Here is a 22720-nt window from a genome sequence, read left to right as displayed (position 1 = left end):
CCTCGGCATTGTTGGAGCTCTTTTATCTTCTCGCCCTTCGCGACTCCTTTTCTCGCTGCCAGCAATACTATTCGCGGTATGGCCTACAGATAGCCTGAACATGGATACATCGCTATTGTCGCGCGAGTTGGCGCTTGAAAAAGCTGCAGTTGAGGCGCTGGAAGGCGATCTCGGCGATCCGGTACAGCCATCCGAAGTGCCATCGGGTCTGCTACCAGGCATTGGAGGTCTGCTATTCGACGCGACTGGGCTAGACGTCTTCCTCGCCTTCCAAGCTTCAAACAATGCTGCCTTATGGGAAAGCCAGATTGAAGCAACCAATTCCGAGATCGCCGTGGCCGAGGAACGCTTGGTTGAGCTAAATGGTCGTCTTCTCAGTCTTGAGATCGAGGATTGCTTGAACGTCCCGTTCTTTCAGGGCCTGCGTCCTAAACTGGAACTCGACGCAGATAGCTCACCCAGCCGCGCAGAAAATAGAGCAATAAATGCCTGCTTCGAGCGAAAGGAGCAGACTAAGGTTTCGACAGAACGGGCGATCGCCGTTACCCAGGATGAGATTAGCAATTTGAACGCACGGTTAGGCGCGGAGGCGACTCAGTCTCAGGCATCGAGTGCCGAGTCGGAAAGAGCCGAACGCTCGCGACAAGTCGTCGTCAGTTTAGCCTACATCCAGTCCGAAACTGCTACTTTGAATGCAATCATAGCGATCCTCTCGTTCACAATCGCAGTTCTTGCAGTCGTGTTCACACCGGCCGGTTCGCAGATTCTTGGTACAACCTTTCTTTTGTTATGCCTAGGCATCGGTCTGCCTCTAATGTCTGTGCCTCCCTCACAACTTGCGCTCTCGTTCATAGTGATGAACGCGGTCGCCGCATTTTCTGTTCTTCTCATTCTGTACGCTTTGAGGCTTTTTCTGCTGCACAACGCGGAGCTTTGGCATGTTCTCACCCGCCAAGAACGGGTCCGGGTTGGGACGACCACTCTAGCTTATTGGACTTTTCCTGGCGCACTTCTGGTCGGCGGTCTGATCCTTTCAAACTCACTTGATAAGCATGCAATGGACTTTCTATATCGACAGAACGTGGACGTGTTTCAAACAGGCTTGGAGTGCGAGCCAGAGAATAGACTTCTTCATACAGCGACCGGCTACGACACTACCTGCATTCAGAGACGCCTTGAGCAAGATGTCCAACGCTCAATCCGATCGCACTTCAACGCGGCTCAGGCCAACGTATTGAACGCAGTTGATGAGCTGACTGACGAGACACTTTCGACCGCAGATTGGGCACAGATCACGGCAAATCGGGTCGTTGACGATACGCTTCCCCACCAATTGGCTCGTAGTCGCTGTCTGGAGACAGAGTGCACGTATGTTAGCCCCATCTTCGACATCGAGACAGGTTGCAATTTCTTCAATGTGATGTGCCACGGGAAGAACTGGGGTAAGCATCGAGCCCGCGCAGTCTACGACGGCTCTCGCAGCAGTACCGCCAAGGCCGTCGAAGACATACTCCAGTCTGCTAGCTCTGTCGCTAACCAAAGCGCCGAAGAGGTCAGAGCTGCCGCCCGAGCCGAAATTAAGGGTGTGATAGACGCGTCGATCGTAAGGCTCGATCGCCTAGCATGGACGGTCTTTCGCATAAACGAAGTCCTTCGGTTTCTAGCTGCTTTCTGTCTCTCGATTGCCGTCCTAAAAACCCTTGGATACATCCTTATTAGAGTCATTCATCATCAGGACGGTATTAACGAGCGGCTTGGTCAAAGGGCAGAACTACCCCGTAGCGTCCCGTCTGAACCGTTTACTGACCGCATCACCTATTCTGACCATGAGGGCATACTTCGAATTCCAGGTGGCGAAACCTACTGCCTCGCCAAATCGGCTTCTTTGCAAGGCGCACAGTCGCACATCTTCCAACCTATCCCGTCAATCGGTTTGTTCATTTCTCGTCTGCTGTCTTGGCCTATTACCAAAATACCCAATCACATTCTGAACCGTTACAAGACTGATGGCGTCGACGAAGTTAAGATCTCCAGCCTCAACAACTGGCGTTTGATCGCCATACGTCTCGAGGATGGAGAAGAATTGGCCTTTAACACATCTTCATTTATCGGAATGACGTCAAGCGTTCGCCTCAAAGTTAAATGGGGTTTCCGAACCACTGATCTGATGGCAAGCCGTATTAGACGTCCACACGCGATTGGTGCCGGCTACGTTATATTCATAACCCAAGGGGCAGTACAGGTTTCTGAGGCTTTGCCTACAGAGAGAAAGCCATCATTCGTAGGGGTGTCGCGCATGGTAGCTTGGGTTCCAGGAGCGCCTTATCAGCTCGACTCTCAAAAGATACCGATAGCGATGTACGCAGGGACGGTTGGGGTCGCTCCCGCTACAAGATCCGGATTAATATTTGCAGATGGCGGGCGACCGACTAGCGTTCAATTCGGTTTAATCAGAACGATAATGCTATTGCTGCCTCTTTGATGAATGACGCCGTCGGTGACCTTCCATCCTCGCCTGTTACATTGCATGCGTTGTAAATTTGATGACACTTAAGCGCGCCTGCCGTGAAAGGGCACTTCGTCCCGCAAAGTGTGAGCTGAAGAGGTCCTCGATTTTACTTTGTAGTGAAAGTCGCATTCCATGGACCGCTTTGGCCAGAAACGCTGCGATATTTGAGGTCTACGCGCTTCTGGCCAAAGCTAGGTCGAACGCATAATGAGATGGTTGAACGTCCAGTCTAGTTCGGTGTGAACGTTCAAGCTCAATTGGAACAGGTGTTCATCCTTGTTGGAATGAGCAGGCTTTCAGACGTCGAGACCACGCTCGGGCCAAAGCCCGATCTGTCAGGGGGATATCCAGCTTGTTCGTCATAAGACGGATTGGCCCATGGTCACCGATACACAATTTGTATAAATAGGAGAAAATCTGGGCTGTGTAATGCGGCCTCTTGGATGAAGGGCTTGTCTCCGTTGAAATGGTCAGATCTTAATCGCTCTTCCGACGTCATCCTAGCTGTATGGCCGCGTTACCGTCCGTTGCACGAGCGCTGGTTCATGCAGGAGTTGGTCGATAACGGTGACCAGTCGCCTACATGGCGCGATCGGTTAATTCCTGGGAATGATGACATGGTTTTTGCCGATCACTACCCTGATCAGGATTCTGCAGTTTCCGCTGCTGAGACGCTGAATACGTCCTTGCGCAATGTGCTTTCTGCACGCACCATAGACGACGGTCTCAAGAGGTCTTTAGAACTCAAGATTGATAAGACGCTACAGGCAAAACAGCGTTTGCAAGCCGAAGAATCGTTGATGCTACAAGAAGCGATACGTCGTCATGCTGATGACGATAGACCTGATGCTTCGTCTCTGAAGATCGCACCGGAATCCGAGCGCCATCGACATGATATCTGTGATCAGCTTGCTGCGATGCCCTACCTCAAAGTTGTCAAAGTTGGCAGGGTCAATAATCGCTGGTCTCATGATTTGCTCTATCTTGGCCCCGATGATGTCTGGTCGAAACCATATTTTGCAGGTGAGAGAGCAGCAATGATTGCGGAACGCGCAAAAATAGCCAACGGGTTTGATATTAGTGCGACCGCACACTGGGGAAAAACCAAGGCGAAAATTCGCGAAATCCTTCTCCCGCGAGCCAATCAGCTGCTCCAACTTGCGAGCGTCCAACGTTTGCTTGCCGACGCGCTTGAACGCGGGGAACGCGTGCTGGTTTCTAACGGGATTGTGTTTTGGTACGAGGGTGATGAGATCGGTTGGCTGATCAAGGAAATATCAGCCTCTCAAGCACGGGGCGGTCAAACTATATGGAAAGAGGGCACCATTCTTTCCAAAAACCATGGGCGTTTAGTCGTCCTCCCTTACATAAAGGAAAGTGGTGAACACGTTTGCGGACACACCAAAAACGGGCCGAACGATGGGCGGGCCTTGCCGCGCCATCCAGATCAATTTGTCGAAATTGATTTTTCATTTTATGACGGAGATCTGATGATTGGGCTTTTCGGTGAGTTGCCCTACGAATGAGATATCAGCCGTTGTTAAGCTCAAAATTCATTTTCTAATTCCGCCTATCATTGATGTTATCAGGTTGGCGTAACGGACTACTGGACGCTATCCGTCCCTCCGTCCACTCGGCCCAATAGAAATTTCAGCCCATTTCTGATCGATTTCTTAGATATTTTCTGTCGCCTTTTGAGCCCAAGCATTGCTTTCTAAGCTATAGAAAACTCAGTCAAAAACCGCAGTGTTAGCGAAGTTGTGAGTGATTTCTAACATTGAAGTGTTAGCAAAAATTATTTGTTTTCAAATGTTTAGGTGGGATTTTCTTCATCTATCAGGGTTGAAAACTGAATTGGTTCAGTCGATGTTGATAGCGAATCATTCCGACTGTCATTGAGGAAATACCTCGATGTGAAGCTGGAGGGTTAATTGAATCAGAGGGTACCATAAACTTGGCTTTGAATCTCGAAAGACATGCGGAAATCCGGTTTGCACTTATGAAGCTCGGACTAACGTTTGCTATGCTGGCGGAAACCGAAAAAATGAGCCGTTCCAGCTTTACCGCCTGCAGCCAAGGTCATTTTTACTCGGATCGCGTGCAAAAGTCTTTGGCTAAAGCACTCAACGTCCCAGCCGAAACACTATTTCCGGAACGATACGAGGAGGGAAAAGCTTTGCGCTCTTCAAAGAAAGCATAAGCTGAACTGACGAAGGCCTGAGTGCTACGAACACAACAGGCCCTCGTGGAGATCATTTCTGACCACCTAGTCTAGTCAGAAGGTCTCCCATTTCAGTCAAGAAGTCAAGCTTTTCGCAGTCCCTTGGGGCGTGCGCGGAGCGTTTCTTTCAACAAAATCTACTGAACTGGGATTACCATGTTTACAGAACCAAAAATGCTGCGCGATGCGCAAGCAATCCATGATTGCGACTTTCAACAACTGCTTGATCTGGCCGTGCTGCCGGATCCGATTCTTACTGACCGCGAAATCTGGGACTACCTCCAACCAACGTCGTGTTTCGATGAGGTGCAGTCATGATGCATCCCCTCTTAAACAGCACTGGTTACCGCGAGCCGCTCCCCAGCATTTCAACCCGCAAGATCGCAATGCGATCGCACACGAGCTGTCGAGGCTTCATCCCGGTTTGGCTTGCATCCGAACAGTGGTGGAGGCGGATCGTCTTTGAAAGCTACCTTGAGCTGATGTTCATCCAGTTGATCCTGGCGCAGGGCAATGTCTATGACATCTGGGAACAACCTCCGGCAGTACCGTTTGTACGGGACAACGGCAAAAGCGCTCAGCACTTCTTCGACTTCCTGATCACATGGATGGACGGTTCCACGACCGCTTATGCCGTGAAACCTTTCGAACTCGTTCAAAGAAGACGCTTCGATTCCGAGATCGCGCTCATCGCATCGCAGACACCCAAGTCTTTCGCGGACGAAGTGTGTTTGTTCACGGATGCTGGCTTCCATCGCTATGACGCAGTTAACGCGTCCCGTTTCCATCAGTTCTCAAAATCCCCCGATGCTGAAGCAGACGTCGCAGTTGCTGAGCAAATTCAAGCGCTGACTGAACCCACCACCGTCGGTGACATCGTAGAGCAAACTGGATTGGCCGGTCGCGCATATCGCGCTGCTGTCTGCGCGATTTTCAGAGGCGATCTTGTCCAGGTGAAAGGTGGTCTCATCGACTACCCGACTGCTGTTAAGCGGGGTGCTATGTCATGCTGAAACAACGATTTACAACAAATGATCGCGCATTCATTGGGTATCCGCCCCATTGCAGATTCTTGGGTCAGGATGAGACAACAACCAGTTGGCTGAGAGAAGGTGGAAAGGGTGGCGTAGAACACTACACCTACGAACAATTGGCCGAGTTTCAGAAGTCATCTCAGTGGCGGTATGATCGGGACTACTACGACCTCAGCCAAACAAAGCTTGCGACATCCATGCCAGCTTTGACCTTGGATCACCTGTCTGATCATTCCCGTAAAAAGACCATTTGGTACTTCGTCATCTGCATGGCGTTGAAGGCGATGTACGACGCAGGAGAAATATCTCTGACAGATGCCAGCATCGGTTTAGGCAAGGCGGCGCTGCAAGCCAAGATGAACGAAATTGAATCAAAACGTCACAATATCGGCGTCAAGATTCAGGGGTTCACGGATATGAACACACGCGAGCTACCGTGCCCAAAAACCATACGGACCAAGTTCTCCACGCTCCGGAGGTTTGGCTACAATCTGCTGAGCCTTGCGCCCGGTTGGTATCGCGCAACCAAAGTTGGTGCAAAGTTTGACGAAGAGACCGAAGTCATTGTTCTGCGGTTGATCCGTGAAATCGCAAGCCGAGAGATGAACAACAAGGCGGAGATTGCTCGAGAGGTCATCAAGCGGCTCATTAAGCTAAACTTAGAACGAGCGGATGAGGGAGTTGCGCCGCTAGGGGTTCCCTCTCAACGCACCGTTGAAAGACGCATCTCGAGCATGAACCAGGCTGAACTCTATGCGATTTTCCATGGTGTCCCTGCAGCACGGAAGGAGTTTGCCCTTTCCGCCGGGGGAATTGCGAAACAGTTCCTCATTGATCGGATCGAATTCGATGAATGTGAAATGGATCTGATCACGTACTTCAGTAAATTGGGCATCTACGACTGCCTTCCAGACCACGTGAAGAAATCTTTGCCACATGGGAGGCGATGGTTTTGTTGCGCGATCGATACCCGGTCGCGCGTCATACTTGGCATTCGTGTTGCCAAGAATCCGTCGGCAGAAGAAGCCATCAAACTCTTGAGGATGGTGGTTCGCGACAAGACGGACATCGCCAAGGCGATGGGTGCGGAGTCGCCGTGGCCATTCTTTGGTGGTCTTGGAACCGTCGCATGCGACACCGGATCCGCCTTCGCTAGTGACGAGTTCATTTCTGCTGTCACCGCGCTTGGTGGCACGATGTTTTTTCCAACTGTGAAGGTGCCCGAGCTGCGTGCTGAAATCGAGCGCGTGTTTGGTACGCTAAATTCAAAGCTGCTGATACGGATATTTGGTCGCGCATTCCACAAACCATCAGCACGTGGCGACTATGATTCCGAAGGTCGCGCCATTCTCGACGATGACGATCTTACCCGGATTCTAACGATCTTCTTTGTGGATTTCTATCATCATCACCAACACACCGGTTTGGACTTTCAATCTCCTGCCGATTGTTGGGAAGAGCTAGAGAAGAAGTACTTCGTTAACGCGCCGCCAGACCGCCACACGATCCGGTCAGCCGTTGGTATCAGCATGCAGCGGAAACTCTCGAAACGCGGCATCGTTGTGTTTGGAAACCACTACACGTGCCCGGAGCTCCAAGAGTACTGGCATTCTCATGCAAATCGCCAAATGCGGATCAAAGTCGATCCGCACGATATTGGTGCGATTTCCATTCTGATCGGGGACACTTGGGTCACAGCAGATTCCTTGGATTGCGACCTTGATGGTGTTCATTTGGCCAATTGGGTTGCCGAATTTCGTGAAATTCGAACTCACAACAAGGCAAAAAGTGAGCTGTCGAGTGAGCTTCGCGAACGGGCCTTAAAGAACATCGATGCCATCTGCCACAGTGCTGCATTGCGCGCGGGCGTCGGTCCACACGACCTCACAAAGGAACAAGTCCTCAAACTACAGGGTGACCTGTTTCACGGGACCACATTCAAACCACGACCAGACATCGGTTCGCCGTCGGGCGAACCAGAACTTATGGGGCAGCGTTTTGAGACGGGGACCGCGCTCAAGAGCAGTAACGTCCCGCCTCAACCCGAAAAAGAAGGCAGCGACGACCCAATCGACACCACCCAACCCACTGCAAATCCAACTCTGAAACTGGAGGACAAATAATGTCACTGAACAAAGAAAAAGCGATCGCCACAGGCCGAGTAATTTCAGATCTTTGTGCGAAATTCGTGCCAAACACGCACTTTGCTGACCTCCAGTACCAATTCGACCTTTTACTCTACCGGCGCAGGGCCGAACTGGAAGCAGGGCGCTCCAGCGAAGCACGCGGGATCGTCCTGATTGGCAATTCGGGATCGGGCAAATCCACAGCGATATCGCACCTATTCAACCGACACCCCGATCTGCAACTTCTGACGCCCGGCAAAGTTAGGGCAGACGTAGTCAGCCTATCGGTGCCGTCGCCTGCGACTCTCAAACACGTGGGGCTGTCCTGTCTCAATGCGCTTGGATACCCCCTCCGGCGCGAGCGCACCGCTGGCATTATCTGGGAGCTACTGCAGGGGCACCTTGAACAGCGCCAGACGCTGTTTCTGCATTTGGATGAGGCGCAGGATCTTCATATCAATCGTAATGAGCGCGAGATGCAATCGGTCGTGAATACACTGAAGTCCCTGATGCAGAACCGGCTTTGGCCATCAGGCATTGTGTTGAGCGGGATGCCATCGCTGATAGATCTTCTTCACCTGGATCCGCAGCTATCACGGCGGTTCGTTCCAATTCACTTGGCTCCGATCAGCTTCACAAGTCACGGCAATATTTTGCCGGAGATTGTGGCCCAATATCTCGATGCGGCACAGTTGCCGATCGCAGATGGCACGTACAGTGCGGAGTTCACAAAGCGCCTTATACATGCGGGTGCAGGTGAACTTGGTTTGGTCATTGAACTCATCATCGCGGCGATAGAAGAGGCCCTGCTGGAAGATCATTCACCGCTCGGCCTGCGCGACTTTGCGGCAGCGTTTCGACGCCGATCTGGCTGCGTCGATGACCTGAATCCGTTCCTGTGTGACGACTACCGCGCCGTGGATGCGCGGGCGCTACTGGCGACGCCCGACGAAGAAGTCGATCTATTGACGCCCCATGCGAAGAACCGCCGGAGGGCTGCATGATGCGACTTGGATTAACCCTCCCGCTTCGTCCTGCGCAAACCATAACGTCGTTGGTTTCAAATCTGGCTGCCTTTAATGGCAGCCAGTACGCTCAGGACTTTGCCCAAGACATGGTCATAAATTGGAAAGGTCTCGCCAAGGGGGTGTCCGAAGAGATCGATCATGTCTCAGAATTGTCAGGCGTCCCGCGCGAACATCTGGACCGGTACAGGAGCGAGCTCGTTTTCGGCTTAGATGATCACAAGAGCTTTCGGGTCGCTGGAGAAACGGTTTCCAGTCGCCAATTTCTTCGCGGCAGGTTGCGCGTTTGCCCGCACTGCCTGCTGGCTGATCGCGAAAAGCATGGGCAGTTTGGGCCATATACCCGTATCTATTGGCACATTTCATCAATCCGTACCTGCCATCAGCACAATACGGTCTTGGTTGACTTGCCTGATGCCGAGTTTCCGCGTGATATGCATGACACCTTTGCGCGCATCCGCGATCATTGGGACATCATTGAAGACGCCGCACGGGACGGTCAGGTTAGAACACCATCCAAGTTCGAACGCTACTTGGATGGTCGATTGGACGGTGCAACTAGAGACCCAGCGCTTGATGAGTTCCCGCTTGAGGTCATCGCAAAAACGTCTGAAATGCTTGGATTGGCGGCTATCTATGGGCCCAAGGCGTCTTTTGCAAAGTCGACAGATGAAGAACTAGCTGAAGCAGGTGCCGCCGGATTTGCGGCTATCACTAAAGGTGGCGACGGCATCAACGCTGCCTTGAGGTCCATTCAAGACAGTTCGACCGGTTCCCGAGCCGGACACTACACTGACTTTGGTCACTTCGCGCGATGGTTAGAACGCATGTCCCACGATGATCGGTACGAACCCATCCGCACGGTCTACCGACAATATGTTTTTCGCAATTATCCGATTGGGCGAGGTGAGGTCATTTTGGGGGAGGAATGCCCAAAACGCCATTTGCATTCATTTGCCACGATCGCGAACCAATTCGAAATGGATCCTAATCGCCTGAAGAGCTTTCTTGGCGGATTTGGCTTCGCTAGTGGGAAACAGACCGGCAAGCCCAGCCCGGAGGACTTGGGGTACTTTCCAGCAGAAGAAAGCGAAACCCGCATTCGCGAGGTGGTTGATGTCATTGATCGTATCGAGGCTGCGGCATACCTGAATGTCAATCGCCCCCTGTTTGACCGATTACGCAAGATTGGTGTGGTGCAACCGGTCGCCGCGTTTGATGGTTTGAAAGGGCTGTACAAACCGGACCACCTCGATGGGGTGTTGGCCCTGTTTCTCGACCGAGCTGAGGCCGTGGACGAGCTGGCAGGGAGCTGCATGGAACTCGGCGTCGCGTGCAACAAAGCCAAAGTGACTGTTGAGCAAGTTGTTCCTCTCATCCTTGATGGCACCATCAAATGGCTTGGCAAAATGCGGGGAACTGTGGGGTTGGCATCGCTGGCGGTCGACCTGGAAGAGATCTTAGATCTTTTTGAGGGGCCACCGTTGGAGGGTTACACAAAGCAACAGCTCAAACGGGTGTTGCGTGTCAATGACCCTACAATCACATACCTTGTGAACGAGAGGTACATCAGGGCTTGCGAGACGCGCCACCCTCGCTCTCGTCGGCCAATGTCGATCATTCCGACAGAGGCCCATGATGCGTTTCTCGAACGCTATGTCACATTGGGAATTTTGGCCAATCAGGTTGGAACGCAAGCAAAGCACGTATCTTCGAGGTTAGAACGGCTGAAGATCGACCCAATCCAGCTGGCACCTCGATTTAGCAAAATCTATGAACGGAAACATCTGGCGGGCGTCCTGTGTGACAGCGGCTGGATAATGGATGAACCTGCATCCAAAGGGAGTATTTAAGATGACGAATTGGTACACAGCAGACACGCATTTCGGGCATGAGAACGTCATCCCGTTCTGTGGCCGCCCGTTCCGCAGCGCCGGGCACATGGACACCGTGCTGACAGAAAACCTCTGGTCCAAGGTCGGCCCGGACGATGACCTTTGGATCGTGGGTGATTTTGCTTTCGGCCCAAAATCAAAAGAGCCAGAATATCTCAACATGCTATTCGGTCAGCTCCCAGGTGCGCGCAAACATTTGATCATCGGCAATCATGATTTAGAGCCAACGCTGGAACTGCCATGGGACAGCATTTCGCACCTCGTTGAAGTCAGGGACGGCCCCAAAAACCAGGCGCACACGCTGTGCCACTACCCAATGATCACGTGGAACCACGCCCGCCGTGATGCACTTCAGATCTTCGGTCATGTTCACAATAACTGGAGGGGTTCTCGCAACAGCGTCAACGTCGGCGTCGATGTTTGGGATTTCATGCCGGTTCGGTTCGAAGATATCGCGCGTCGTGCCAAATCTTTGCCTGTGAATAAGCATTGGCAGGATGTTGAACACAACGCGAAGGAGCTGAAATGATGAACAAACAACAATTTCAGCATCGGCGTCGCCAACCGACGCGCCGCATGAAAACTAGGTATCGCGAGCTTGCCATCCGCAAAAATCTCGAACGAAAAAGATCAATAGGAAACGATAAAATGTCAGTTAAGTACAAATTTGAGATCGTAACAGCGACGACAATTTTTCTCGCACTATCCACTGGCTTGGGTTTCGCCATGCGATTTATTTATGACGCACGAGATTATCCGGAATCCCAGCAGCTGATGATGGCGCTGATCGCCATGACAATTGGTATTCTAGCCGCAATCTTGGCTGTTTCTGTCACCACGTTTGTTACGATGACAGTCGGAACACACGAACGTCAAAACCCTGCAGTTACTGCCAGGCAGAAATTCATTGTATGGATCGTACGTGGGTGTGCTCTGGCTGTAATCGCCTATTTTATGATGATGGGCCTTGCTGCATTCGCTCGAGGAACAATCCTTCTCATTGATGGGTTCAGCACGCTGAGCCATGAAATATCTGACCGGATAGAACGCTAGTACTGGGCCGAACCAACAGCTATAGAAGCGGTCTTAGTCTTCTAATGCTCGCGTTCCTGACCTTGACGCGAACGCGCAAAACCCAAATCGATGGAGGGTGCCATGTAGTAAATCAACTACATGAAAGGCCTGAAAAATGGCTCACTTTAAGAGAAAGCGACCGCGCACAGCTGTCAGCGGAACCTATTCAGCGCGCGGTCTCGAACATCGGCTCGGGATAAAACCTGAGTTACCGTTTTGGCTCAACAATTGGCCACGGTGGCACGATAAAATATGCCATACCCGACCAAGACGGCATCAAACAAAACGGCTTGAAAAAGAAGTTCTGAATGGTGCGGACACTGACGGTCTGATTTGGCCCGACGATCACAAGCCGCATGAATATTACTGGTAGTGAGCTGGCGACTTCGCGGTCGCCAGCTTTTTTCGTCCCAAACAAAGGAAAAAAGTAGTGTCGATAAAGGAAAAACAGTTGTCGCAGCATGATGACCCTGCATAATGAAAACAGAGACTTAGCTAAAATCAGAGGAAAGGTCTCATGACATTTCACAATTGACGAATGACATGTGATCGTTCCTTTACGACACAGTTTTTTCCTTTTTTTGAGTGATAGAGCAGCTGATCACTGCACTCTGGTGAAGCGAACGTTTCATCAACTACAGGTCAATTGGTGTGTATTCCCCTTAACCTTGAGTGATTCTGCTCAGGCAGATTCATCTATTTTGTGTTTATCGCTCAAATGGATGACCCAGTGGTTCAACTGGATAGAGTAACGTACTTGCCGATCAGACGGTTTGCCAGTTTCTGACTAACCTTTATCGCCCTTGGGGACCTCGACCGTATCTCTGCCCTTGTTTGTATTTTTCCAAGGTTTTTGGATCTAACTGGGTGAAATTCTCATCAACCCAGTAGTCCGCAAAACTCTGAGGTGCGGTAGTGCGCCTTCCGTAGACCGTGGGGACGCCATTGAACTTTACGCCGATCACTTTGCCAAAACCATGTTGGTCCAGTTTTAAGAGCTGTGGATGACCGCCAGTCATGAACGACTTTGAAGGTATTCCGTTGACCAAATCGCAAAGTGACCAAAAACAAGTCCGTGCCACATTTCCTTGATCCCCATCGGAAATCCATTTTTGTCGCTTCTTATTTGCGGAACCACCTAGACCCGAGTTGTACACAAGCGCCGACATATCGCTGCCCAACTCTCTCACGCCGACCTGGTTCACTTGCCAACTAGAACTCGTACTTCCAGTATGATGCAGTCGATAAATCCGAAAATCTGCCGAATTGTTTGCATCGTCCCGCACACCGTACAGGATTTCGAGCTCGCAAATCGGAACTAGTGGCGGGCTGGCGCAAGACAATCTACAAAACTCTTTGGCCCGCCCTCTGGTGCCTATCGTTGACCCAATTAAGCCTCGGTCAATTTCGATCAGTAGTCGACGCAGAAAAGAGCTTCCCCAGTGGAGATCGCCTGAGAGGGCAAAAATTTCAGGAGTGGAAGCACTGTTAAATACCTTTTTTTCGCGCAACGACACGGCCTGACCGGTCTGAAGTGAAGTACCTTGACTATCAGCCCCCAAGTAGAAAGTCCTGGTGCCGGTCGCTGACACTGAGAGCCACGCTGTCGTGGTTGTCATTACTGCGTTACCCCTCAGACTGCCGCGCGACCGGTCTGAAATTCGCTTCCGTTGTATCTGGATTGAAAATCAATTCGAATGCTTCGAAAGGCTGCAACTGCGACTGTAGAGTGAACCAGTCGAACTGCAACGGCTGGCTGTACTGAATAGGATGGTATCCCCCCTCCGGCTTCGGCAACTGAGACGTCCACTGAGTAGAGAGACGAACATCATCCGGTGCTAGACTATCAAAGTCGTCCGAGCGAACCCAGATTTGAAAACAGACCGAACCGGCCATAAAGAGGAAAACAGTGTGAGGCGCGGGCGACATATCATCTATGCGACGCAACAAGCAGCCCCCCAAGGTTGGTGGAGCGTTCCCGATATAAGCATATGAAAACCCTACCTGTAAAAGACCATCATGTGGGACAGCATCTTTTGATGCTAAGCAGGTTAGAGCGTTGCGAAAGTTTCCAATCTCACCTTTCGGCAGCAACGACAAAGCGATTTTCAGAAGCGCCTTATAGGCATATCGAGGGACAAACTTATCGCCCTCAATCGGCATTTCTAGACACAACAACCCGGTTGCCTGATCAAGACCAACAAGGTCCTGTGGGGTGCCGGGTGATGTCACATGCAAATGACGCCCGGCATCTCTGACAGAATGCTGTATCTTGGACCTACCATCACTACGCCCGGTCTGACGCACACCAGACCTACCCTTGACCCCACCAAGCGTTAAAAAAGGACCAATCGCCTTTGTCAGTGCATCTTCATATACCGAGAAAACACTGTTGCAGGCCTTACACTCATCCAATGAAAACAGCGTTTTGTTACCCAAAGCAACAGGATAGGCGTGAGCGTTTTTCTTCTTCCCGAAATCGCTAGCAACCGTGGTGCCGCAATATCGGCAACTGGAACGATCTCCGATAAAGCAGGGACGAGACCCTGGCTCGACCAACTCCACTACAATTGGGTCATACATCGGCTGTCTCAGATTTCACTAAGGGAACTTGAACGGTTACAATTCGTTCTACTCTGAGTTTTGGGGGCCGGTTCACAGCTCAGAACGACTTATTTCGAACAGTTTGGTTTCACCCAACCCGTTAGAAAAGTTGGCAGTCTCAAAGTCGGCCGGCTTGACATAAAGCACTTTATTCAGTGGCAAGCACGCCCCTGCTACCCCACACATGATCGTTTCCAGCTTTCCTCCGGTCAGAGCTACCTCAAAATTAGAATTTTGCACCAGATAAGCGCTGTAATGGTTCTGAAAAATAGCCTTCAAGATTTCTGAAGGATCATCTGCTGAATAAGCAATTGTTGTACCCAATTCACCGCCACCGGTAGCGATACTTGCTGCCTTCGTTGCAACTGCGTTTCGGTACGTTGTCCCAGATTGAACCAAGACGTCGATCTCGTCATAGGACAACTCATCAACAAGATGCATAAGTCTACCGTGCTTGGCAGATGAAAAAGCACACAACTTGCGATTTCGAGAGGGATCCGATCTCAGTTCTTCGACCAAAAACAACGAGTAAGGCAAAGTGTCTCCACTCAAGATGCCAGCCAGTTTTTCAACTCCTGCGTCTCCAAGAAACTCTTTTCCATCGCCGATGGCGGCTTTCAAGTCTGTCTCAGTTGGGGAAAACTCCAGCGGTTCTGTTATCGCAGCAATCATTTGACCTTTAGCGGCAAAGTCACTCTTTACGAGTTTATAAATGACCGGCTTGGTCAATCCAGAGGTATCGATTATCGTTTTTCCAGTAAGAATTACCTCACTACCTTCGATGACGTCTTCTGACTTGATTATCTGGTAGGTCGCACCGAGCGCAGCGGCTAGGTCTGCAGTCTCTTTGGCCTTCCCTGCGATAGGATATTCGACTGCGACGATGTGCTTAGGACGAGTCGCTCTTGCAATTCGTTCAGCAGATGGCAAACATCGGTCCTCAAATCCGATACTTACTATCAGGTTATCTACCTCGCCGATTTCGACTAGGTTCTTTTCTCGAACCGACGGGATGGAAAATGTAGGCTTCTTTAACTCCTCAGGAGAAGCTTTCGCCACAAGCGGTAAGATGCCCTGAACAGGTCGATCATCAATCCCTACGTCAATTGTCGAGGTGGCTTCAGTGACAGCATCATTCGGATCCTCATCCTTTGGATACCGCCTAGTATGAGCTCGTAAGTTTAGCGCTCCATTTGCTCCGTCCATCCACTCCAGAAATTGCTGGCCATTTAGTTCAAACCGATCCCGATCGGAAAGGCCGACTAATTTAGATATCCCAAGGATTTTGCGGAAAGATAACTGAAATTGTAGAACTGGATCAGATCCACGGTTTTTAGTTCTAGAGGAAAGTTTCCGAGGGTGGAGGGCGAATACTCCTGCGTCAACTAATTCGAGCAGTCTCTGAATCTGTTCTGCATTCCCCTCGTCGAGTGTCACATTCATTGATGTGATTTGGCGTAAACGATCCTTTTCGTTTCGGTAGGAGCTCAACATCTCCGAATGCGATGCGTCTGCAAATTCCAAAGCCACTTTTTTCAGGCTGAAACTTGTCTTTTGCTTGCCATCGCGATTATTGAGTTGGAATAATTGGTTAGAACAAAACTCTTGGAATACTTCGTGTTGGGTTGCCTTTGGGACTGGGAGTTCGTTGGCCTTTGCACGATTCACTATCTCTTGAAAAAGTGCAATGGACGTTCCTAGATCGCCGATGCAGACACCTTTGAGAGCTGAAAAACCATAGTAAACTGTGCCTGAAGTTGTTTGGGAGGCTGACAATTTGCAGATTTTACTTGCAACCTCACTGAGAGCCTCATCACCCAGCAATTCGCGAGGTGTCATATCAGCCAATTCCCCCCCAATTGCTTTCATTCGCAGCGTAAGAATTTGCTCTAAAAATTGCGCTCCTTGGGTTCTGGTTTTAAGCTGCTCCAAAACCTTCGATCCCAAGTCAAAAGAAGAATAGTCCCGCTCATCAGAGGCCTGATTAATCCGAGCTGGGGATTTGATAGATAGGAAGAACGTCTGCATCTCTGATGTAATCTTGAAGGCGCAAGAAGGGTCCTGAACAAGAAGTGTCGAGACAACTAACTCGATCTGTCTTGGTTGGAGGTATCGTGTTGAAACATCGTCCAACAAGAAGACAACTTGCGGCACTTCTAGGTCGATAAGAACGCTTTGGACACTTTGGGCAAGAAGCACAAAAGCGGCCCATGGCTCAGCTACAAGTTCGATCGTCGAAGCGTCTGTCGACCAGAGCTCAGCATCCAAAACTAGTACGGTTTGAAGCTCATCTAAAGTACCGGTGATTGGGATAGGATTTTCACGCCCAATTTGCCCGAAGAGCGTCGCAGCGACGCGATTTGCTGCATCATCTGCCACAGTCCCTGGAAAGGTTTCTTCCAAATGATTTAGCGCGTCACAAACCCTCCGGCCATAAACCAGGAAAAGCCGAGCAAAGAAGTTGGAAACCGCCTCTGTGTCCTTTTGGAGTTGGTTAGGTTCTCCCAAACTATCCGCGAGATGCCGTGCAGAAGCCAAAATACCAAAGTACCCGTCAGATATGAGAGCCGCTTTCTGTTCCTCAATATCTTTTGATCGAGACTGAGCCACAATAATCCTTGCGTGGAGCTCAAGTGATCGGAGAAGCATGGTTTTTCCGCATCCCCGCATGCCCGTCATCACGACGGGACCACCAGTGTTGATTTCTTTCAACCAACGTTCACCGGGGTCGACCATAAGCTGTGGGACATACCAAGACTCAAGCGTTTGAGCATTTCGGTGAGCGTCAAACCCAACAAGCTGTAGTGGTACTTTCCAACCCCGAAAGTAACGTTTCTTGGCGTTCTGATATGAACTGCGAATTTGCTGGATCAAGTCCTCCAACGACTGATCTGCCTGTTTGGCCTGCGGAGTACCTAGCTCCAAAGCTCGTTGGCCCAACACGAAGCCGACACGAGCCCTTAAATCTGACTTCTTCGGGTTATCGTCTGCAAGAATTTTCGAAAAAACCAGCAAGTGATGTGCTATCCACTGAACATCACTCTTAAATCTCCCACCTTCTCTACGTTGGGAGTCTACTGAACCAAGATCAATCGCCCTCGCTTTAATATCTCTGGCTACGGCATCTGCCCGATGAGAGCTCTTCTGCAATTCCTCGACAATAATGTTTCCAGCGTGAAGGTCATTATGATTGAGCTCACGCCTTTTGAGTTCCCTTAGAATGCTGATCAGATCACAAGAAATTTGCACCGCCATTTCCGGTGTTAGTTCAGTCTTCTTGCTGTAGATGTCGCTTAGGACAAATCCAGGGACATATTCCATCTGTGTGCAATGGCAGTCGATAGCAGTGCCCCCGAAATCAACTGTCTCCTCAAATGGATCGTCTGTTATCTTAACGATATATTCGGCGCCTTCGGAGGCTCGAAAATGGTTGTTCACTTCGTCTTCAAAGGAGACCGAACGATCTTCGTAAAAGAATTTGGGTGAAACTTTGAGGGCTCGCTCGATCCCAAACCGACCCTTTTTAACTACATAGGTAGCTCCGTAGAATCCGCGCGACAACGATCTGCTAACCACGTAGTCACCAATTTTCTCTGGTGGCTCGTCCAACATGAAATCAAAGCGCCGTCCACACTCGCATTGAGTGTTCATCTCTGTTGGACTAGTTGTGGAATAGCCACACGAAAAGCAGCGGTAATTGTTTTTAGTTTCCAATATTTTCACCAATATCTAGAGGTTCTAGTGTCAAAATCACCATATATCGTCAGCAATGATAGGCTAAGTGATGTCATTTCGGCAATCCAAACACTTGGAACCTACCGATTTTATAAACTTGGAGTTGATTCTTGGAGTGAACGCATCTGTGGCGACAGTGCTGAAGCCGCGAAATGGAACTTGATTTTCAAGGAACACCCAGAGTTTTTCCGGTTCAGTTCGGATGGCTCGAAGGCATCCTTGGTCCTTAGAAGACAAAAGCCTAAATTGTTCGATGTTGACGCTCTCGAGTTTGTAACTCGTGAAGAACGAGACAGCCGTTCAGCAGATGGCCAACGGAGGATCACCCGTGCACCACTTTCAGAGAATGATCTGAAAATGCTAATTGATGTCGCGATATCCCTTCATAGTAAAGCTCTTGAAGACCAGCGTGACAGTCGATGGTGGATTTCGATGTTGACGACGGTTGGTGTGGCATTGATCGGGCTCATTGGTGTCTGGTTGGGTGCTCGGTTAAGCCCTTAACACTGATCAAGAATGAAACCGTGCTCGGCCGCGACTTCGACCTCGTCAACTGAAACTACGCGGTGAGATACGAACTCACTGCCTGAGCAATACGGCAGCCCTAGCGCTGTTATTAAGGGAGCGTCAAAATGCCCCGACAGCAGTAGAATGCCTTCTTTAGCCAAATGGTCGCGGGTCCCTCTGCCCTTGTCAGAACGAATGCGCCGCATGAAGTCTCGCTGCTGTGCAACGGCTTCCACAACATCGCGGGTAATCGGTTCCCTCTGCACTTCACGGAACAGATTGGCCATTCGTTGATTGCCTGACTTGCCGGCAAAGATCCGTTCGATCACATCCGGCTGAACTGTGCGCCAGAAGTTTGGTGGATAGGGATGGTCCAACAGCAACCAAAGTATGTTGGCAAAACCTAATGCCGAAACGCTCTTTTTAGAGTCCTTGTTTTGACCAAGTGTTAGGTATTCTGGACGTGCGACGAACAGGCCGAGGTAGCATGTCGCCTGCACCTCATCGGCAGCGACTAGAATGCAGGGGTTGTCTATCGCTTCGGTTGGGATCATCCAATTGCTACCCATCGTGTTCTTGATATCAACATCGTGTCCAAGAATAACGGTATCCAGCTTGCCCTTGGGAAGGTTCAACATGGCGCGAAGTTCAATTTCGACTCGCGTGCCGATGTAGGTTTTTTCGGTCTTTTCCAGTTCGTCGTAGGAACGACGTCCTGTCTTCGGAGTCATAATCACGTCGTCAACGCAGCGTCGCAGCATTGATGAAAACCCCACCGCTAAGCCCTCGTCTCCGCCCGCGCGAATAGAAATCTCTCTTGCTAGCATCGTCAGCAAATTGTGGTCGCGGTGACCCGCGACGACGATGCTGTTTGGAATGTTCTTTTTCAAGTGCTTGCCGCCAAGAATCTGTTGCTTCTCAGCAAGCTGTCACAGGTGGGGCAATAAGGGAAGGTTAAGCGCTTACTGCTCGCAACACGCGCTTTCGCAATGCCTTAGCAATCTGACCTGAAACGGCTTGTGCCACTGGAGGCGGAAAAGCGTTGCCGACTTGGCGATAGGCGTTTGTCTTTGCCCCTGTGAAATGCCAGTCGTCCGGAAAGCCCTGTATGCGGGCCACCATTGGAACTGTAAGGCGTGGCATACCATTGTGGAAAGCATCTGGTGCTTCGGGCGCTATGGTTCTCCCCTCTACACCAAGTGTAGCCCATGCAGCGCGTGCGCGGGTAGGGCCAAGGTCGGGGCCGCCATGCTTCTTAGATCCACCTACGATGGTCGGCGCGATTTCGTCCGCCTTCGTGGCCCAGTCATCTGCACCGCGCCAGCCACCGGCAGCCATAAGGTCATGTAGTGTTTCGCCGACAGTGGGAGGATTGTGAGGTTTCGGCTCTGGCCAGTCGAAGAAATCCGCGCGTTCTTTTGGGATTGCAACAATGACTACACGTGGTCGGAGTTGGGGAACGCCAAAATCAGATGCGTTCAGAAGCCGCCAGTCCGTCTTATAGCCCAGCATGTCGAGTTGTTTTTTAAGGCGCTCTCGGTAGTCGTGAAAAACGGCACCCAAAAAGCCACGCACATTTTCAATCATAACGGCACGTGGCCGGGCGGCATCGATAATGTCTATTGCGTCGTTGAATAGATTGCGCTCGTCTTTCTCTCCAAGTTGTTTACCCGCGATGGAGAAAGGTGGGCAAGGCAGGCCGCCGGCAAGCAGATCCATCCCTTTGTAGTCTGCTGCTCGTTCTTTGAAAATACGTATGTCCTCTTCGAGGACATTCCACTCTGGGCGGTTGTGGCGCAGCGTGTTGCAACAGTGCTTGTCGATCTCAACCAAAGCAGAGTGGGAAAACCCAGCTTTCTCAAGCCCAAGAGCTTGGCCGCCAGCGCCGGCGCATAGTTCTACAGATGTCAGCATATTGCTCGCCTTCTTTTAGCACATACAACACGTTGTAGGTGGTCAAATCAACGGCATGATCTTCGGTACCTGTGTGTTCATATTATGTTCTTATCGCGAGTAGAGAGCTTATACAATGTTCAAGTATACTTAGTGCTTATACGGAAACTGCGCATAGTGTGAACTAGGAGCATTGTAGAAGTGCGTTTGCAAATCTAATGCTTGAACAACTCAGTCACATCCAACTCGAGCGCATCAGCGATCCGAACGATTACCTTCAGTCCAGGATTGCGTTCACCGCGTTCAATCCCGCCAATGTAGGTTCGGTCCAAATCCATAGCATGGGCAAACCCCTCTTGTGAAAAGCCACGCGCCTTGCGTGCTTTGCGCAGATTGCGACCAAAATCGCCAACTGCGAACTTTTGCCCCATATCCCTTTGAGGCAAGAAAGATGTTTTATCGTCTACGGGCTTATCGTATCATTTTGATGATCTGATACCCTCTAAGGGAGATTCCAAGTGTTTGATGCCTTTCCTGATGGCAAGATTGATGCCGACTCCGATCGGTTCCCGGAACTTCAGAAGATTGCTGAGGCTCGTCTCTTGGAGATTGAGTGCATCCCAGGCAGCAGATTGATGAACTGTAGTTTCGAATACACGCTGTGACATGTAGAGTACATATGATGTTTGGCATGCTTCTTGCGATGTGAATGTGTCGGACATTTCAAAGCTGGAGATACCCAAATGAAAACGGCCGATAGTGCTTCTGGAGAGGAGCCAATCGGTGATTTGATATATCGTAAGCCCATATACAAATGCCCAGTAAAAAACCACCCATAAGGACCTGCCGCCTCACTGGAAATCAGCCTATTCCTATGGTCGTATTGAATAATTACCTCGCACCAGAACATAAACAGGTGCAGGCATGAAAATTTGACAGATTGCGATGAATAGTGGGTTCCATGAGACTTTAGGTTATTGGCGTGCGTCGTTGGCGGATGGCCGACCCGGATCCATGCGGCCGTTCCACTAAAGGAAACAGATGAATTCGTGACAATTGATACTGAGCACTATTCACGTGCCCGCAGAGAAAACCTACGGCGAATGCATAACTTGGTGTCACTTCAACCCGATCAGGAAATCCAAGTGTTTTCTATATTATTGATTCTGGTTTGAGATGTTGACTGTGATTCCTTGGGTGGTTTTGAGGTGAGTCTTTGTTGATATGGTGGATAAGTCTGTTGATAACGCAAGATGTGGTGTTTTGAGGGATGTTGGTTGTAGTTGATGATGATGATTTTGGCTGTGTTGGCAAAAAGGTGTGTGAGTTAAGTTATTGATATTGTTTTATTTTCGTTGTTTTTGATAAAAAGTGTGAGTTTTTGTAAAAAAGGGGTTGCGGGTATGCGTAACTAACCGTAGAACCCACTTCACCGGCGGCGCTGAGGCGCACAACGGGACGCCAGACGGAACAACGGAGCGACGCTCTAGAGGGAAGGAAAGCGGAAAATTTGAGGGAATTGATGCAGGTTGCACCAGAAAGAATTCGGTGCTTCGTGTAGATTTTGTCTCTGGATCTTCGGGTCCACGCTCTTTGAAATCGCAAGTATCTGAAGAGATATGTGGGCGGTTTGGTTCATTCGATGGATCAACTACTGTGCATATATCTAACTACCTAGAATTTGGTTTCGGCCATATTCGATGATGGATAGTCAGCTTCACTGTTTGGACGGCTTTTTGTTATCTTTGATAACTTCAAGCACAACAAACAGAGACGTATTCAGGTTTTCAGTAAGAACCTGGATATGACGTTTCAACCAGCCGGTTGGAACAATATGTGCAGAGGTTCGAACGTCAAGGTTAAGCTGGTAACAGCTTTTCAACTTGAGAGTTTGATCCTGGCTCAGAACGAACGCTGGCGGCAGGCCTAACACATGCAAGTCGAGCGCGCCCTTCGGGGTGAGCGGCGGACGGGTTAGTAACGCGTGGGAATGTACCCTTCTCTACGGAATAGCCTTTGGAAACGAAGAGTAATACCGTATACGCCCTTCGGGGGAAAGATTTATCGGAGAAGGATCAGCCCGCGTTAGATTAGATA

At 50.3% G+C, this 22720-nt stretch carries 17 protein-coding genes and 1 rRNA gene; 12 read left to right on the top strand and 6 right to left on the bottom strand.

Annotated elements, in window-relative coordinates; genetic code table 11:
• Positions 1 to 100 precede the first annotated feature (100 nt).
• From D9A02_RS05120 to D9A02_RS05080, 10 genes are all read left to right on the top strand, one after another.
• Complete coding sequence (locus D9A02_RS05120) at positions 101 to 2482, top strand: hypothetical protein (protein ID WP_162932968.1); 2382 nt, start codon at positions 101 to 103, stop codon at positions 2480 to 2482.
• 572 nt (positions 2483 to 3054) lie between these two features.
• Positions 3055 to 4035: a hypothetical protein gene (locus tag D9A02_RS05115; RefSeq protein WP_216824949.1), complete on the top strand. Its 981-nt coding sequence runs from the start codon at positions 3055 to 3057 to the stop codon at positions 4033 to 4035.
• Positions 4036 to 4463: 428 nt separating this feature from the next.
• Positions 4464 to 4709 carry a helix-turn-helix domain-containing protein gene (locus D9A02_RS05110; RefSeq protein ID WP_120499922.1) on the top strand — a complete coding sequence of 82 codons (246 nt, stop codon included), beginning with the start codon at positions 4464 to 4466 and terminating at the stop codon, positions 4707 to 4709.
• A 177-nt stretch (positions 4710 to 4886) separates the two neighbouring features.
• Positions 4887 to 5048: a hypothetical protein gene (locus D9A02_RS19145; protein WP_162932967.1), complete on the top strand. Its 162-nt coding sequence runs from the start codon at positions 4887 to 4889 to the stop codon at positions 5046 to 5048.
• Positions 5045 to 5743: a hypothetical protein gene (locus tag D9A02_RS05105; protein WP_120499921.1), complete on the top strand. Its 699-nt coding sequence runs from the start codon at positions 5045 to 5047 to the stop codon at positions 5741 to 5743. Before D9A02_RS19145 ends, D9A02_RS05105 begins: the two co-directional genes overlap by 4 nt.
• Positions 5744 to 5802: 59 nt before the next feature.
• Positions 5803 to 7887, top strand: a complete 2085-nt coding sequence (locus tag D9A02_RS05100) for a Mu transposase C-terminal domain-containing protein (RefSeq protein ID WP_162932966.1) — start codon at positions 5803 to 5805, stop codon at positions 7885 to 7887.
• Entirely contained in the window at positions 7887 to 8894 is a 1008-nt protein-coding gene (locus tag D9A02_RS05095; protein WP_120499919.1) for a TniB family NTP-binding protein, read from the top strand. The genes D9A02_RS05100 and D9A02_RS05095 overlap by 1 nt, the downstream gene beginning before the upstream one ends.
• Positions 8891 to 10768 (top strand): TniQ family protein, encoded by a 1878-nt coding sequence (locus tag D9A02_RS05090; RefSeq protein WP_120499918.1) that lies wholly within the window; start codon positions 8891 to 8893, stop codon positions 10766 to 10768. The genes D9A02_RS05095 and D9A02_RS05090 overlap by 4 nt, the downstream gene beginning before the upstream one ends.
• On the top strand, positions 10740 to 11339 hold the full coding sequence (locus tag D9A02_RS05085; protein WP_254054554.1) for a metallophosphoesterase: 600 nt from the start codon (positions 10740 to 10742) through the stop codon (positions 11337 to 11339). The genes D9A02_RS05090 and D9A02_RS05085 overlap by 29 nt, the downstream gene beginning before the upstream one ends.
• Complete coding sequence (locus D9A02_RS05080) at positions 11339 to 11863, top strand: hypothetical protein (RefSeq protein WP_120499916.1); 525 nt, start codon at positions 11339 to 11341, stop codon at positions 11861 to 11863. Before D9A02_RS05085 ends, D9A02_RS05080 begins: the two co-directional genes overlap by 1 nt.
• 815 nt (positions 11864 to 12678) lie before the next feature.
• On the opposite strand, the gene D9A02_RS05070 is transcribed toward D9A02_RS05080, so the two are convergent.
• The 3 genes from D9A02_RS05070 to D9A02_RS05060 form a co-directional block, all read right to left on the bottom strand.
• On the bottom strand, positions 12679 to 13503 hold the full coding sequence (locus D9A02_RS05070; RefSeq protein WP_120499914.1) for a hypothetical protein: 825 nt from the start codon (positions 13501 to 13503) through the stop codon (positions 12679 to 12681).
• A gap of 7 nt (positions 13504 to 13510) precedes the next feature.
• Positions 13511 to 14467 carry a hypothetical protein gene (locus D9A02_RS05065; RefSeq protein WP_120499913.1) on the bottom strand — a complete coding sequence of 319 codons (957 nt, stop codon included), beginning with the start codon at positions 14465 to 14467 and terminating at the stop codon, positions 13511 to 13513.
• A 72-nt stretch (positions 14468 to 14539) separates the two neighbouring features.
• Entirely contained in the window at positions 14540 to 18100 is a 3561-nt protein-coding gene (locus D9A02_RS05060; protein WP_120499912.1) for a protein kinase family protein, read from the bottom strand.
• Positions 18101 to 18229: 129 nt separating this feature from the next.
• On the opposite strand from D9A02_RS05060, the gene D9A02_RS05055 reads away from it, so the two are divergent.
• Entirely contained in the window at positions 18230 to 18727 is a 498-nt protein-coding gene (locus tag D9A02_RS05055; RefSeq protein WP_120499911.1) for an N-carbamoyl-L-amino acid amidohydrolase, read from the top strand.
• Here D9A02_RS05055 and D9A02_RS05050 read toward each other — a convergent pair.
• From D9A02_RS05050 to D9A02_RS05040, 3 genes are all read right to left on the bottom strand, one after another.
• Positions 18724 to 19620, bottom strand: a complete 897-nt coding sequence (locus tag D9A02_RS05050; protein WP_120499910.1) for a NaeI family type II restriction endonuclease — start codon at positions 19618 to 19620, stop codon at positions 18724 to 18726. The genes D9A02_RS05055 and D9A02_RS05050 overlap by 4 nt on opposite strands.
• Positions 19621 to 19684: 64 nt before the next feature.
• Positions 19685 to 20644: a DNA cytosine methyltransferase gene (locus D9A02_RS05045; RefSeq protein WP_120499909.1), complete on the bottom strand. Its 960-nt coding sequence runs from the start codon at positions 20642 to 20644 to the stop codon at positions 19685 to 19687.
• Positions 20645 to 20838: 194 nt separating this feature from the next.
• On the bottom strand, positions 20839 to 21054 hold the full coding sequence (locus D9A02_RS05040) for a helix-turn-helix domain-containing protein (protein WP_120499908.1): 216 nt from the start codon (positions 21052 to 21054) through the stop codon (positions 20839 to 20841).
• A gap of 1448 nt (positions 21055 to 22502) precedes the next feature.
• Between D9A02_RS05040 and D9A02_RS05035 the strand changes: the two genes are divergently transcribed.
• A 16S ribosomal RNA gene (locus D9A02_RS05035) occupies positions 22503 to 22720 on the top strand; the annotation flags it as partial.

Origin of the sequence: Roseovarius sp. EL26, from assembly GCF_900327775.1 — a bacterium.
In the GTDB taxonomy this organism is placed as follows: Bacteria; Pseudomonadota; Alphaproteobacteria; order Rhodobacterales; family Rhodobacteraceae; genus Roseovarius.
The sequence above is the reverse complement of the archived record's forward strand: the minus strand, read 5'-3'. Positions and strand labels throughout refer to the sequence as shown.